Source organism: Rhizobium sp. P28RR-XV (genome assembly GCF_012641385.1).
In the GTDB taxonomy this organism is placed as follows: domain Bacteria; phylum Pseudomonadota; class Alphaproteobacteria; order Rhizobiales; family Rhizobiaceae; genus Rhizobium.
The window spans coordinates 53,707-68,794 of the sequence record NZ_JABAIG010000024.1 but is presented as its reverse complement, the minus strand read 5'-3'; the positions used below and the strand labels follow the sequence as shown (position 1 = coordinate 68,794).

At 52.3% G+C, this 15,088-nt stretch carries 11 protein-coding genes and 4 pseudogenes; 13 read left to right on the top strand and 2 right to left on the bottom strand.

The features are described from left to right. Positions 1 to 128: 128 nt before the first annotated feature. Positions 129 to 866, top strand: a pseudogene (locus HGP12_RS32040) (HEPN domain-containing protein); the annotation flags it as partial. A 230-nt stretch (positions 867 to 1,096) separates the two neighbouring features. Here the strand turns inward: HGP12_RS32040 and HGP12_RS32035 are convergent. Beyond that, positions 1,097 to 1,387, bottom strand: coding sequence for a hypothetical protein (locus tag HGP12_RS32035; RefSeq protein ID WP_205926776.1), 291 nt, complete (start codon positions 1,385 to 1,387; stop codon positions 1,097 to 1,099). A gap of 404 nt (positions 1,388 to 1,791) precedes the next feature. Between HGP12_RS32035 and HGP12_RS32030 the strand changes: the two genes are divergently transcribed. From HGP12_RS32030 to traG, 4 genes and pseudogenes are all read left to right on the top strand, one after another. Then, positions 1,792 to 2,514, top strand: a complete 723-nt coding sequence (locus HGP12_RS32030) for a winged-helix domain-containing protein (protein ID WP_168880138.1) — start codon at positions 1,792 to 1,794, stop codon at positions 2,512 to 2,514. A 249-nt stretch (positions 2,515 to 2,763) separates the two neighbouring features. Beyond that, positions 2,764 to 4,023, top strand: coding sequence for an aminotransferase class I/II-fold pyridoxal phosphate-dependent enzyme (locus HGP12_RS32025; protein ID WP_168880137.1), 1,260 nt, complete (start codon positions 2,764 to 2,766; stop codon positions 4,021 to 4,023). Between the two features lie 73 nt (positions 4,024 to 4,096). Further along, complete coding sequence (locus tag HGP12_RS32020) at positions 4,097 to 4,549, top strand: hypothetical protein (RefSeq protein ID WP_168880136.1); 453 nt, start codon at positions 4,097 to 4,099, stop codon at positions 4,547 to 4,549. A gap of 287 nt (positions 4,550 to 4,836) precedes the next feature. After that, a pseudogene (gene traG / locus HGP12_RS32015) lies at positions 4,837 to 6,744 on the top strand (Ti-type conjugative transfer system protein TraG); the annotation flags it as partial. Positions 6,745 to 6,967: 223 nt separating this feature from the next. Here the strand turns inward: traG and HGP12_RS34385 are convergent. Beyond that, positions 6,968 to 7,085: pseudogene (locus tag HGP12_RS34385) on the bottom strand (YecA family protein); the annotation flags it as partial. A gap of 82 nt (positions 7,086 to 7,167) precedes the next feature. Between HGP12_RS34385 and HGP12_RS32005 the strand changes: the two are divergent. The 8 genes and pseudogenes from HGP12_RS32005 to HGP12_RS31970 all read left to right on the top strand — a co-directional run. Further along, positions 7,168 to 7,353: pseudogene (locus HGP12_RS32005) on the top strand (integrase core domain-containing protein); the annotation flags it as partial. 251 nt (positions 7,354 to 7,604) lie between these two features. Further along, complete coding sequence (gene gmd / locus HGP12_RS32000; RefSeq protein ID WP_168880135.1) at positions 7,605 to 8,636, top strand: GDP-mannose 4,6-dehydratase; 1,032 nt, start codon at positions 7,605 to 7,607, stop codon at positions 8,634 to 8,636. A 16-nt stretch (positions 8,637 to 8,652) separates the two neighbouring features. Next, positions 8,653 to 9,618 (top strand): GDP-L-fucose synthase family protein, encoded by a 966-nt coding sequence (locus HGP12_RS31995; protein ID WP_168880134.1) that lies wholly within the window; start codon positions 8,653 to 8,655, stop codon positions 9,616 to 9,618. A gap of 4 nt (positions 9,619 to 9,622) precedes the next feature. Then, complete coding sequence (locus HGP12_RS31990) at positions 9,623 to 10,711, top strand: GDP-mannose 4,6-dehydratase (protein ID WP_168880133.1); 1,089 nt, start codon at positions 9,623 to 9,625, stop codon at positions 10,709 to 10,711. A gap of 4 nt (positions 10,712 to 10,715) precedes the next feature. Beyond that, entirely contained in the window at positions 10,716 to 11,828 is a 1,113-nt protein-coding gene (locus tag HGP12_RS31985) for an iron-containing alcohol dehydrogenase (protein ID WP_168880132.1), read from the top strand. Next, positions 11,818 to 12,888 carry a glycosyltransferase gene (locus HGP12_RS31980; protein ID WP_168880131.1) on the top strand — a complete coding sequence of 357 codons (1,071 nt, stop codon included), beginning with the start codon at positions 11,818 to 11,820 and terminating at the stop codon, positions 12,886 to 12,888. Before HGP12_RS31985 ends, HGP12_RS31980 begins: the two co-directional genes overlap by 11 nt. Positions 12,889 to 13,170: 282 nt before the next feature. After that, on the top strand, positions 13,171 to 13,974 hold the full coding sequence (locus HGP12_RS31975; protein WP_168880130.1) for a glycosyltransferase: 804 nt from the start codon (positions 13,171 to 13,173) through the stop codon (positions 13,972 to 13,974). Continuing rightward, positions 13,971 to 15,074, top strand: coding sequence for a glycosyltransferase (locus HGP12_RS31970; RefSeq protein WP_168880129.1), 1,104 nt, complete (start codon positions 13,971 to 13,973; stop codon positions 15,072 to 15,074). The genes HGP12_RS31975 and HGP12_RS31970 overlap by 4 nt, the downstream gene beginning before the upstream one ends. Positions 15,075 to 15,088 lie beyond the last annotated feature (14 nt).

Here is a 15,088-nt window from a genome sequence, read left to right as displayed (position 1 = left end):
ACTTGCCTGACTTTGCCACGTCTTCTGGAGAGCTGGATGCATAACGAAAGATGCACGTCCGGTTCGGTGAAAGGCGACTAGAAACCGACTGCCGTGAGGCAGCACGGCGCTAGTCGCCTATTCTACCTCGTGGAAATTGGGTCGATGAAGAGCATACCGGCAAAGGCTATAAGTCTGACTACGATCTGCTGGTGATCGTCAACAATCGCAAGCTTACCGACTTCGGTTCATACTGGCGCAAAGCGGCCGACCGTTTTCCACGCATCGTCAAGCCGCCGGTGAGCCTTGCCGTGCATTCGCTGCGCGAAGTCAACACAGCACTGAAGCTCGGCAATTATTTCTTCAGCGAAATCCGTCGCGACGGTATCGTTCTTTACGAACTCGACGACGAGGAACTTGCCGAGCCAAAGCCGCTCACACCAGCGGAAGAATATCGTGCGGCTCAACAGCATTTTAAGAGATTTCACAAAAGCGAGAAATTTCTTAAAGTTGCTCGCTTTTCCGCAAGCGAAGGCGACACGGACGAAGCAGCATTCCTCCTCCATCAAGCGATTGAACAGGCGTATTCGACCTTACTGCTGACATTGACGAATTACAGCCCTGCCTCACACAACCTCAACCATCTAAGGACACTTGCGGAAGGCCGCGATCAGCGGCTTGCTGAGATCTGGCCACAAGATGGGCAACGCCGCCATACTGCCTGGTTCAACATTATCAACCAAGCCTATGTGAAAGCCCGCTATTCCGAGCATTTCAAGATCACCGAAGAAGCGCTCGTCTGGCTTGGCGAACGTACGGACGCGCTGCAGCAGCTGGTAAAGGCGATTTGCGAGGAGCATATCGAAAAGCTGCGGGAAAAGCTCTGAGCGCCGCGGGCATTCACCGTTCGACCTTCTTACCGCCGGCCGCCATGTCGCTGTCTTTCTCCAGGCGGGACTTATCAAATAACCATGCCGCCGCACCGCTCCGCCATACTCGAAACCTCCCTCTATCCGCAATCTCATCGCTTAGCGTCGGGCCGATACCCGAGCGGTGGGGCGTTACCGAGAAGTACAAAGTATCGGTTTTGCCCGACCATTTTGTGGCCGCAGGAAACCTAATGCAGTTTTCCATCTGCGTTTGCCGAGTCCGTGCCACTCGAAAACCCCGTCGCCGGCGTTTCGCCGGTACGCAGCAGGCAAAAGACCTCGAACCAGAAATGGCCGTCGGTAGCACGTCCATCCACCTTCGCGCCTAGGGCGCACCAAGCCACAGCAAGCGTGGCATCGGGACCATAGGCCGCCTTTGCGACCAACGCCGCGACTGCCGGATCACTGCCAGACCAAATAGCGATGTCATCATCCGAGTACGGCGTCTCGCTATATTTTGATGTATCGGCAAAAGTCATAGGAAGCTCTCCCGTGAATGTCCGGCACGGGACGAAAGTTTGGCCGGACTTTATTCTCACAAGTGAGTCACGACCGCGGATGCCGCATATGTCGTGTGATCCCTGGCCACTTCCAAGCTTATCTTAACATCCACCGGCCTTGAATCCGGGGCGAGCAGCCCGAACTCGCTCGCAAAGCGCCCCCTTTTTTTGATGCAACAAAATTGTGATTACATGCATAACATTTTCCCTCTTTACGTGCAATACAAATTTATGACAAATACCAAGTAGCGAATTACCGTGAAAAGAGACGGAATTGCGAGTAATCTCGGATATTTTGTTGCATCAAAATATCCGAACACTTGGAATCTCAAACCCTCTCATTTTCCGCGTGCTACCACCCACTGATCGAAAGGTTATGACCAATGAAGCCACTCATCCTCATTTGCTCCACAGATTATGAATTCTCCCTTCTGCTCGCACAGATCCTCAATATGGGAGGCCTTGACTCTTCACTGGTGGAAGGGGCGGAGGAAGCCCTAGCTAGCGTCAAATCCGATGATCTGATGGCCGTGATAATAGACTATAATAGCGACGCCTTCCCTATCGGTGATCTTGTGAGCCAGATCAGGGAAATACTGGCCGATAAAGCGCTACCGATCGCGGTCTTCGTGGGAGCAGGCAATCAGCAACTTTATCTCGAAGTGCTCAAAATCGGCGTGAGCGAGATTTTTATGCGTCCGTTCAACCCAGAGCGTTTTCTATCTTATCTGTCAGACTTATCGCCAAACGACAACGCAAAAACTTGCACAGGAAGAACCACCGGCAATTTGCTTATTTATGCGGAAATCACGATGCATCTCGATAGCAGGCGCGTCGAGTGCAACGGCATGGACGTCCAACTCAGCCCGATCGAATTTCGTCTTCTTCAGCATTTTCTACACAACCCAGGTTACGTCTTCAGCCGCGACGCTCTTATCGAGGCGGCATGGCCGCAAGGAACGTTTGTGGAGCCCCGCACCGTCGACGTTCACGTTGGGCGCCTTCGGCGCGGCATGAGAGGCGTGCTAGGTCGCGATATTATCCGCACGGTGCGGGCTACCGGTTATGCGCTGGATGAGCGTCAGAAGACAGATCGGGCTTCGTAAGCACCGATATCGCGGGGAACTCCGCTGAGCATCAATGTGACATTCCGTCTGCTGTGCTTATTAAGCTTTACGCTTTCGAAAATATGTCGTCATAGAATCTTCAAGCAATATTACCGAAACGATCGTTGTTCGCAGACCTATTCCACGGCAATAAAATAGCATCGCGTCGCCAATGAGATGCGATGTGCCGCAGTAGATGTCCATTTTCTGCTGTGTCGCTGCTCCGCTACGAACAAATTGGATATTCCCATGAGCGATGATCGTCATTCGCCCACCGCTTCGGCTGTGTCGCGATCCCACCGCAATACACTCAGCGTGATCGTTTCCGCCGATCAAAATCTTGCTGCGGCCGAGCAGGAGGGAGTCATGGCGCTTTACGCGGACCCGGATAAGGATCGCTCCGTCCTGTTGCGAACGGTGCGCCAGAAGAGACAAGTGATTGACTTCGTTCGCTGCTCTTATCTTGGCCTCGACAATCACCCGCTTATCCTTGAAGGCGCAATAGAGGCGGTGCAGCGATGCAAGGCGCTCCATTGGTCCTGCGCGAGAACGAGGCTGAATTTCAGCCTGTTAGGCGAACTGGAAGAAGCTCTCTCCGACTTATTTGCGGCACGGGTCATAACCTACACGACCGTCCTCGCCGCCAATATGGGAGCTCTACCACTCCTCGCCTCCGGATATCTCACTGAGAACAAAAGACCGGCGGTCGTTTTCGACCGATTGGCGCATGCGACGCTTGCGTTTCACAAACCGGTCGTCGCCAATGAAACATTGGTTGAAACGATTGCTCATAACGATTTGAACGCACTCGAGGATATTTGCCGACGTAACGATCGCGTGGCCTATGTTTGCGATGGCGTCTATTCCATGGGCGGAAGCGCACCGATCGCGGACCTCCTCGCACTCCAGGATCGGTATGGCCTGTTTCTCTATATCGACGATGCCCACGGCATTTCCTTGTTCGGGAAGTCTGGGGAGGGCTTTGTACGATCCCAGGTCGGCGCAACCCTTGGCGAGCGTACAATCATTGCCGCATCACTCGGAAAAGGCTTTGGAGCATCGGGCGGCTTGCTGATGCTCGGCGCTCCTCGGCAGGAAGAATTGTTCCGGCGCTTCTCAATCGCCTATGCCTTTTCCGCGTCGCTTAATTTAGCTGCAATCGGCGCTGCTATGGCGTCACAGGCGCTGCACCGCACCGATGAGCTCAAGTTACGCCAAGATGCGCTTGCGGATCGGATAGCTGTTTTCGACAGGATGGTTTCCAGCGAGCAGGTCGGCTCGAAGCTGCCAATCCGCACCATAGAGCTCGGCGACGAAAGACAATCCATTCGTGCCGCGGCCCATATTCTCGACAAAGGCTTCTACACCTCGGCGATCTTCTTTCCCACCGTCGCAAAGGGCAAGGCCGGCTTGCGGGTCTGCCCTACCGCCAGGCACAGCACGCGGGAAATTGAAGGACTGGGACGTGCGATCAACGAGACGCTCGCCGAACAAGGAACAGATCCATGATCGACCCAATCATCATTTTGAATGAAGCGCCGGAATTTGTCGCAACGCCAATTTAAAGGCCGACGGAATCGATATGCTGAAATATATCGCCGAAACCTACGTCACCTTATCCGATGCCGATATCTGGCTTGAGCAGATTTGCCAACAAGCTGCCGAACTATGCCCTTCGATAATCTTCAACGAGCCGGAAAAAAAGTTCAAATGCGAGGAAGGACACGCAATTATCGGCGCTAGGGATACTATTGCAAAGAGGACTTGCACGCAGATTCGGTATGGTAGCCGATCTGCGGTCACCGAAGGAGCCGACAGGTTTCTCAACTTTGGCGGCGGTTGTGTCATCATGCGGCCAACCAACGACGGTTTATTTGTTCGCATTTTCGCTCAAGACCTCGTCATTTTTTACGGAATTCGAACGCTTCTGGAAGGTAGTCTCTCGAAACTCGCGGCCATCTCCAACGAGGCAATCGAGTGGTTCCCCGCAGGTATTGAACCGCCTCACTTGCCGTCACGTGGTAGGGAGCATTAGTCAGAGATATCGGTTGGAGCTTGCCAATTGGATTGGTGCCACTGCGGACCTTGATGCTGCTCGCCGCCTCAGTCGCGCGGGCGGGAACCAGCTGTATCAACTCCGTCAACACCGCCGTCGCAATGTTGCGCGCTTAGCGCGCTGCCCGGCCGTCGAGCAAAAGATCTGAACACGCAGACACCCGAGCCGGTCCGCCGCGGTGAGCAGATCGTCAGCAGATTAGAAGGACGGTGTTCAAAAATGCCCTAACACGAACGGAAAACACTACCGCCCGAGAAGGCCTATTGATGACGCTGAAGAACAGAATGCATCCGAGCTTGCTTCTCATGCTGGTGCCGATCGTAGTGACAACGCTGACACTCTGTATCCCTGGATGGCAGTGGCAGGATTTGCCGATCGGCATGCCAGAACGAATCGCCTATTGGTTCTTGCGAGCGGGTCCTGTTCCCGATCTCCTTCTCGGACCTATCGCCTCACTTCTGACGGTTTCGGCATTGCCGCTGCATCGCCGTCGGCCGATCGCTTTTGCGAGCCTTCTTTGCTTTTTATGCGTGGCAGGCTTTTACGCACTGCGGGAATATGCCCGTTTGGTTCCTTGGGTGGAGAATGGCGTCGTCACATGGAACGAGGCGCTCACATATCTCGACGCCTTTGCGGTTGCCGGGACCATTCTCGGATTTGGTATTGTCGCAACCTCCGCGCGCATCTCGATCGTCGTTTCCGATCCGATCAAGCGCGCCAAGCGTGGTATTTTCGGCGATGCCGATTGGCTGCCCATGTCGAAGGTAGCGAAGGTCTTTCCCTCGGACGGAGAGATCGTTATCGGCGAGCGCTACCGCGTCGACCGTGATCGCGTGCATGCGTTGCCTTTTGATCCGAACGATCCCGCGACTTGGGGAAAAGGCGGCAAGGCGCCACTGATGACTTTCAATCAGAATTTCGATTCCACCCATATGTTATTCTTCGCAGGCTCTGGCGGCTTCAAGACGACCAGCAATGTCATTCCGACAGCGCTGCGCTACAAGGGGCCGCTGATCTGCCTCGATCCATCGACCGAGGTCACACCGATGGTTCTCGAACATCGCACCCATGCGCTCAAGCGCGAGGTCATGGTACTCGACCCCACCAATCCGGTCATGGGCTTCAATGTTCTTGATGGGATCGAGAGATCGACACACAAGGAAGAGGACATCGTTGGGATCGCCCATATGCTTTTGTCGGAAAGCCTGCGCTTCGACACCTCGACTGGCTCTTATTTCCAGAACCAGGCGCATAATCTGCTAACCGGGCTTCTGGCGCATGTGATGCTATCGCCCGACTATGCCGGCCGCCGCAACTTGCGTAGCCTGCGGCTGATCGTTTCCGAGCCCGAACCGTCGGTGCTTGCCATGCTGCGCGACATCCAGGAAAATTCCGCGTCCGCCTTTATCCGCGAAACGCTCGGTGTCTTCACTAACATGACAGAGCAGACCTTCTCCGGGGTATATTCGACCGCATCAAAGGATACGCAATGGCTGTCGCTCGACAATTATGCCGCATTGGTCTGCGGTAATGCGTTCAAATCGAGCGACATCGTTTCCGGACGGAAGGACGTCTTCCTCAATATCCCAGCGTCGATCCTGCGCTCCTATCCCGGCATTGGCCGAGTGATCAGCGGCTCGCTGATCAATGCTATGGTCAGGGCCGATGGCGACTTCCGTCAAAGGGCTCTCTTCATGCTCGACGAGGTCGATCTGCTGGGTTACATGCGTATTCTTGAAGAAGCGCGCGATCGCGGGCGCAAGTATGGCATCACATTGATGCTGATGTACCAATCTGTCGGCCAACTCGAACGTCATTTCGGCAAGGACGGAGCGACTTCCTGGATCGAAGGCTGCGCCCTCACGTCATACGCCGCGATCAAGGCGTTCGATACAGCACGCAATGTCTCCGCCCAATGCGGAGAGATGACCGTCGAAGTCCAGGGACGCTCGCGCAATGTCGGCTGGAGCAATTCGAATAGCAGCACCCGCAAATCCGAAAGCATTAGTGTCCAGCGCCGACCGCTGATCATGCCGCACGAAATCACCCAGTCGATGCGCAAGGACGAGCAGATCATCATCGTGCAGGGCCACAGTCCTATTCGCTGCGGACGAGCGATCTATTTCCGTCGTAAGGAGATGGATGAGGCGGCAAAGGTCAATCGTTTTGCAAAATTCTCGGATTTGGCGACAAAACTGAAGCCCATGACGAATTCTGGCAAGCAGGGAAATTCGACAGCCGGCATGTGAGATTGGCGGGCCAATTTGGCGGCGACTGGTGGTCCAAAGCATGATATTTGCGACCGCATATAACGGTATGCGCTTTCAACATAAAAGTGAGCATATTGAATGGCCCCACGGCCTTTGTGATTGACTAAAGTTGGTGTCTGGCTCTGGGTCAGAACTTCTTCTTTGCCCGCTTCGGCATAAAATAGGTTCGGATATTGGCGATTGCTCCGGCGACGGCGGGAGCATCCCTGGTGGGTCGCTTTCCGTTTTACCTCGGCTAATCCACGCTGTCCGCCGCCCGGTTCATCCGTAAGCGCCGTCCCCGCCCCATTTGATTGGGTGTATTTTGAGGCTTGCCGCGATCCCAAAGGTGTCACCTTGGACTTCTCTCGCCCAGGCAAGCCGACCGATAACGCGTTCATTGAAGCATTCAACGGCCGCTACCGGGCGGGCCTGAACCAGCACTGGTTCCTAACCCCTGCGGATGCCCGCGAAAAGATGGAGGATTGGCGCAGACACAATGAGGAAAGACCTCATGGTGCGATCGGCAACAAGGCGCAAGATGGTTCGGAGAACTTGGAGATGGCGTTCTGCCTCTCGCTAGATATTTACCCACCGACGCTATTCGGTTCCTCATTTGGTTCTTGCGGGTCAGCTGTGAACGCGTCCTTGAAGCTCAACCGAGCACTGTGAGCATATTTTCTCTGGATTTAAGATAGAAGCTCGTATAGACACCCGCAACAATCGCCTACATTTTAGGCCCCGATCACATTGTCCGAGGACCATGATTCAAAGAGGAAGCCGATATGACTAAGAGTGCTCTGATTACCGGAGTGAACGGGCAAGATGGCGCGTATCTGGCGCAGCACTTGCTCTCGCTCGGTTATCGCGTAATCGGAGGCATGCGTAGGTCTTCGACGCCGAACTTCTGGCGATTGGATGAGCTCGGTATTACAAGACAGATCGAATTCGTTCCCCTGGATGTTAGTGATGCCTCAAACTGCACCGACATCGTTCGCCGGTACAAGCCAACAGAGGTTTACAATCTTGCCGCGCAAAGCTTTGTCGAGGCATCCTTTCATCAGCCTTATTATACGCTGGAAGCAGACGGCAGTGGTCCTCTGAATCTGCTTGAGTCAATCCGTGTCGCGTCCCCAGAGTCTCGATTTTATCAAGCCTCTACATCTGAGCTGTACGGCAAGGTTCAAGAAATTCCTCAGACGGAAAGTACGCCATTTTACCCACGCAGCCCTTATGCGGCTGCGAAATTGTATGGCCATTGGATCACGGTGAATCACCGTGAAGCATACGGTATGCATGCATCGTCTGGCATTCTTTTCAACCATGAAAGCCCGCTTCGTGGACCTGAATTTGTTACGCGCAAGATAACAATGACGTTAGCCTCCATCGCGCATGGCCACACAGATTGCTTGATGCTTGGTAACATCAATGCCAAGCGTGACTGGGGATTTGCAGGCGACTATGTCAAGGGCATGTACCTCATGCTGCAGCAATCCAGCCCCGGGGATTTTGTGCTTGCGACCAACGAAACGCACACCGTTCGGGAGTTCGCGACAATTGCTGCGTCGCATATGGGAATTGATCTCATTTGGGACGGAGAGGGGCTCAAGGAGATTGGCGTCGATCGGAAAACGGGCGCCACGGTTGTCAAAATTGATGAGCGGTTCTTCCGTCCGTCCGAAGTTGACCTCCTGCTCGGAAATCCGCGGAAGGCAAACGCGGCATTCGGTTGGAAGCCATCGACGAGTTTCGGTGAGCTCGTCGAAATGATGGCTAAGGCCGACTACGACCGTGTCGCGCGCGGCGTACTGCAATAAGACTCGGAGAAGGCTCATGACGGATAATCGCAAAGTATATAGCGTCGAGGGTAAGAAGATTTGGGTCGCTGGCTCAACCGGCATGGTGGGCAGTGCAGTAGTTGATACGCTCAAGCAGCGTGACTGCGAAATCATCACGTCGACTTCGAAAGATCTAAACCTGATTAACCAGCATGACGTTCAGGATTTCCTCGGCGACCGTAAGCCGGATTGCATTATTCTGGCTGCGGCAAAGGTTGGCGGCATATTGGCCAACGATAGCTATCCGGCAGAGTTTCTCTACGAAAATCTTATGATTGAGTCGAATATCATTGGAGCGGCAAACGGGCTAGGCGTAGAGAAACTGTTATTTCTGGGTTCGTCTTGCATATATCCCAAGCACGCTCCCCAACCTATAACCGAGGACTCTTTGCTCACTGGTCCGCTTGAACCGACGAATCAGTGGTATGCAATAGCGAAAATCGCGGGTCTGATGATGTGCGATGCTTTCAGGCGCCAATATGGACGTAGCTATATTTCTGCTATGCCGACCAATCTGTATGGCCCAAGAGATAACTTCCACCTCCAAAACAGCCATGTAATACCGGGAATGATGCACCGCTTTCACAACGCGAAGGCTTCAGGGCAGCGCAGCCTTGAAATATGGGGATCAGGCAAGCCGCTCCGTGAATTTATGCACGTCCATGATTTGGCTCAAGCAGCAATATTTCTGCTGGAGCATTACGACGATGAAGGGCCCGTCAATATTGGAACGGGTCGCGAAGTCTCGATCAGCGAACTTGCTCTCATGGTGAAGGAAGTAGTCGGCTTTGACGGTGAGATCATCTACAACACCAACAGGCCCGACGGTACGCCGAGAAAACTTCTAAGCAACGAGAAGCTCATGAAGCTTGGCTATGAACCAAAAATCAAGCTGGAGGACGGCCTACGGAGCACGTACCAGTGGTTCCTCGATAATATCAACACTTTGCGAATTGGATGATCGCGTGAGCGGATTCCACCAACAATCCGTGTTAATCCTCGGCTTGAATAGCCAAGATGGTTGCTATCTCGCCCACGCGCTGTCTCTGAACGGGACCAAGGTGGTTGGTACGGTAAGATCAGGAAAGGACTCACTGGCGCGCATTCAAGCGGCAGGACTCCTTGATGTTGAAGGAATTGGCATCGAGATTCTCGATGTTGTCGTTGGCTGCGAAAATCGATTGAAAGAATTGCTTCGCTCGGCGAAGTTTGATGCGATCTACAACTTCCTCGGACAAAGCTCAGTGGGGAACTCTTTCGCCCGAGCGCCCGAGACCTTACTGACAAACAGCTGGTTTGTGTCGCAGTTAATAGATGTTGTTTCGCAGATCGCACCTGACGCGCGCCTTTATCTTGCCTCCAGCAGCGAGATCTTTGGTCCCGGCAGCAAGGACAAAGTATTTACGGAGAAGAGTTGTTTTGACGCCCGGTCCCCATATGCTATTTCGAAGGCCGATGTAGTTTGGCAGGCGCGAAATGCTCGCGCGCAGGCCGATATCTTCGCTAGCGTGGGTATAACATGTAATCACGAATCCCCTCTCCGTGCCCGAAACTTTGTGATCCCGAAGCTGATTTCTGGCCTGGTGGAGAGAAAGGAAAAGGGCGTTGATACGCCAATTGAACTTGGCTGTGTGAACGTTGTGCGTGATTGGAGTTTCGCGGGGGACATCATCAACGCGATTATTAGATGTATGCATCATCATGAGGCGGATGATTTTATATTCGCGTCAGGAGTATCAAGTCGGCTATCCGATGTTGTAACAATAATAGCGGAAATTTTGGGCTGGTCCATCGAGTGGGAAATTAGCGGTGAAGAACAACTGTTGATCGACAGCGCCACGGGAAAGCCACTCCTGCGAGGAAGCACTAATCCTGTTCGCCAGTTTGATGCACTGTATGTCGGCGCGGATCCGAGACATGCCCAACAAACCCTGAACTGGAAGACGCAACTGACATTGACGTCTCTTCTAGAATTTCTGGTCGATTCCGCGCGCGAGGTAGCTGAGGGGCGTCGGCCAAAGCTTGCTCCCCCTAGTTTCCAGTTCTATGTGTAGTGCTATGCTTCTAAACTATGTTTTTGCTAAAGAGACTGGCATCGTCTTTTCGCGCGATGTGCTTGCGGCCGAATCTCAACAGCGCGTTTTTGCAACAGTTGATAGTTCATCGCCAGTATTTGTTATTACGGATCCCAACGTGGATCGATTGTACGGCGACAAAATTTCGGCGAGGCTTTCACGGGAAGGTTTTCAGAGCCACAGGTTTGTCGCGCCGCATGGCGAAGTCGCGAAGTCTATTAAGGTGTACGATGACGCTGTAGCATTTTGCATCGAGAAAGGCGTTAACCGGCAGTCGACGATCGTAGCGTTCGGCGGCGGCGTCGTTGGGAATCTCGCAGGGATGCTCGCAGCAACGATATATCGAGGAATAAACTTCATAAATATTCCGACGACACTGCTCAACCAAACCGATGCTGCGATTGACTTCAAACAAGCCCTCAATACATCGCGCGGAAAAAATCTCGTCGGTGTGTACTATCCTCCAAGCGCTGTACTAGTTGATACAGCGTTTCTCCAAACCTTGGACAAGCGTTATTTGATTGACGGTATGGCCGAGGGGCTCAAGCACGGACTTTGCCATGATAAGGAATTCATTTTTGAGTTTTCGACAAAGTTCCGGACATTTGACGATTCTGTTTTTCTTGACTGGTTCGTTCAACGCTCGGTGGAGAACAAAATCAAGACCATGGGGTCCAGCGGAAAAAGCCTAGCGCAGGAAGCAATAAAGCAATACGGCCATAGCATCGGACATGCCATTGAACATCTAAACTATCCCGATTGTCTGCACGGTGAATCTGTTGCCATTGGCATGGTTTGCAGTGCGATAATCGCCGATCTGCTTGGAATCGCACCCGCATCGCTCATAGATTTCCATCGCAAACTTTTTGAGAACGTTGGATTGCCAACATACGTTCCCTCCGCCAGGCAAATACCTGAAATCCTAGATGTGATGAGGGTTGACAAATATAATCTAAACGGATTGCCAACAATGGGACTTATTCGCGATATTGGAGCCATGGCGGTCGCACCCAATCCAAGCGGCTTCAGCATTACATGGGATCTCGTCGAAAGAGCATTGCTCCTTAATGTTGACCCGAGCGAAAATGGTTCTTGATGGAGGTCCTCTCCTTGCGGTGATCGTTCCCACGTTCAACCGTAAAGAGATGCTCGAAAGCTGCCTTAAATTATTGGCGCAGCAGAGTTTCACCCAATTTCTTGTTATTGTTGTGGACGCGGCCCAGTCGGCCGATGTGCAGGAGTTGTGTGCCCGCTCTGGTATCGCCGAATATCTGCCCGTTTCCTCGGAAAACTTTTGGACGGGGTCGATAAACGCCGGCATAATCGCGGCTCTGCAATCGCAGTGCACGCATGTCTTGCTGCTAAATGATGATAGCTGGTATTCGAACAACTTTCTTGAAAACCTGGTACAAGCGGCGCTTCGGGGCTCAGATATTGTAGCTCCGCGTGTTGTGCTACGCGAAACAGATACTGTATTTTGTGATGGCGGTTTATTTTATCAGGCTGGGCCACACATCTATCAATGCAATCGCTTCTTACAAGGTCGCCCCCAATTGAGCGAAGATGTGTATACGAACGGATTGTTAGCCGACTCCAATTGTGGCAATGGCGTGCTTTTCTCTAGGGCAACATTGGAAAAGAACATGCCGTTTGATGAAGAAAATTGCCCTCAATATCATGGCGATAGCGAATTCACTCATCGTTGTGTACGGAATGGAGCGACGCTTCGCATATACCCCTCAATAGAAATTCAAACCGAGTACGGCAGCCATTTTAAGAAGATGCACGATTTTGGCGCAGCCGTAAGACGCGATGACGCGTCGAAATCGGAGCTCCGAAAGATCATGAACTTATTTTGCCGCTTTTATGCGCTAAGGAACGACCCCAGAGGGTTGGTTTATTGGCCATCGTTGAGAACGGCCGTGGGCTTCAACGCAGGGATTCTTAATAGAATACTGGCAAGGATTTCATTGTATTATTTGACTTTTCTTGCGGCGGCAACTGAAGGGGACGAAGTGTTTCACTTCTGTCGGAAACTCCAAGTCGAGGCTATGCGTGAAAAATATTCCCATATTTCATCGCGGCTCTTTTGGTCAGTTAGTAAGATTTTTGAGAAATACGTTCTGAAAAACTTTGACGAGCAAATCCGACAATGACGTTGATTCCTTTCATATACGAATTTTTCAGATGGAAACTGGCTACTACTTCGTAGCCGAACTCGCAAATCTTAAGGGGTGAACTCATTCGTGCATGTGACGTATTCAACCTATCCCTGGGCGTATGAGACTCCTGGTGGGGGGGAGGCCCAAATCGAAGCCTACGTTCGCTGGTGTGATCGGAACCGCGTGAGTATTTTTCGACACAACCCGTGGCAGCGCCAGTTCGACTCAACGAATATCTTACACCACTTCAGCTGCATATCTGGAAGTCAGTATATTATGAGCTATGCTGCCTCTAGGAGAGTACCCGTCGTTCTTTCATCCAGCCTCTGGCTTGAGGAGGCGTCGCTGAGAAATTATCCTCTTCCCGATATAGAACAAATACTCGGTTTTGCGGACGTCGTTGTAACTAACTCACTCTCCGAGCAGTCGATGCTCGATCGCTTCTTTCCGGGCGTCGGTGAAAAGTGTAGACCTGTTTATAACGGAGTTGATCTCGAGGTTATAGATAACGACATCATATCCGATGCGGTATATGCATGGGGCAAACAACTCCCCGACCGATTTGTTCTTTGTGTAGGGAATATTGAACCTAGAAAAAACCAGCTCCTCTTGGCCCAGGCGATGGAAGGGCTCGATATCCCGTTAGTCCTCTTGGGACATATTCGCGACCAAAAATACTGGACCCGGGTTCAAGAGGCTGCAAAGTGCGAGCTTAGGTATCTAGGTGGTTTTCCTTTTCAAGCGCCTGAAATTTATCTCGCGATGCGCAAGTCTACGGTTTTTGCAATGCCGAGCACGCTGGAGACACCAAGCTTGGCCGCACTCGAGGCGGCCGCCTTGGGTGTCAAACGCATTGTGATTACCTCGATCGGCAGCGCTTTTGAATACTTCGGTGATCGGGTGCTTTACGTCAATCCGGCATCGGTAGAGGATATCCGCAACGCGCTTGTCTCATCACTCGCAACCGACGGGAATTCAATGCTCCGCGATCACATTCGAGCTAACTTCGGCTGGGCGAAGGTGTGCGAACACTTGGTAAGCGTATATGAAGAACTACAGCAAATGACGGTCTCACGATGACGGTTATTCGTGTCGTAGCACGGGATATCCGTGAGCATGATGCTGTGGGACGTTTTGCGCTGCACACAGCTCGTCGACTTAATGAACTCGGCACCCGAGCAGTCTGCTACGCCGAAAACACGGTGTTTGCTGATTCACTGGTGCGACCGATCCAGCGTCTTGGCGTCGATCTGGCTCCCGAGGATCAAATCCTCTTCCACTTCTCCACCTTTGATCCCGCATTAGAGGAGATATTGTCTTATCCGCTCCGCAAACATTGTTACGTTCACAATATTACTGATCCCGCCTATTTCAGGGAATGGAATCCGTCCGAATACGGAAACGTTCTACTCGGATATGGACAGTTCCGGCTTCTCGGCGGCTTTGATAGTCTTGCCGCCAACTCAATGTTCACCGCTGATGTGATAAAAGAGCATGTCCCTACAGAGCCAAAGAGGGGAATTGAGCTAGTTCCCCCGATTCCTGATATCCGGTCATGGAAAAACATGACATCGCAGCAACCCTCCATGAACCTGAATCCGGCCGAGCCTCTTCTATTATTTGTTGGACGCAGAGCTCCAAACAAAAATATAAGCCGCCTGCTTAGAGTTGTTGCTCGACTGCAAGAAAGACAGCCACAATTTAATCTCGCGTTTGTGGGTAGAGCGGTTGTTGAAGCGTATGAGGAAGATATCCGGAGCACCATCGCATCTAGTGGTTCGGCAAAGCAAAAATGGCATGTCTTCAATGAAGTATCGGACTCTGAGCTCCGTTGGCTATACGAACGGGCATACGCTTTCGTCACGTTCTCGACTCATGAAGGGTTTTGTATCCCCGTGGCCGATGCCTTTTATTTCGACCTTCCCGTCTATGGCTATGCTCAGCCGGCGGTCAACGAGCTTTGCGTTCGTGCGGGAGGAAACTATCGACTAACCGAACAAGACGACGACGGATTGGTTGCGCGAGATCTTGACGCGTTTCTGGAACGTCATGCAGAGATCGAAAAAAAGCCGTTCACAAACAATGTTCCGCGAAGAGTTGAGGAGTATTGCAATGGTGACAGGGTAGACCGCTGGCTATCAGGAATTATGTCCTTGCAGCAAGAGCGCACGGTCGATTGAGATGGATTTGGATA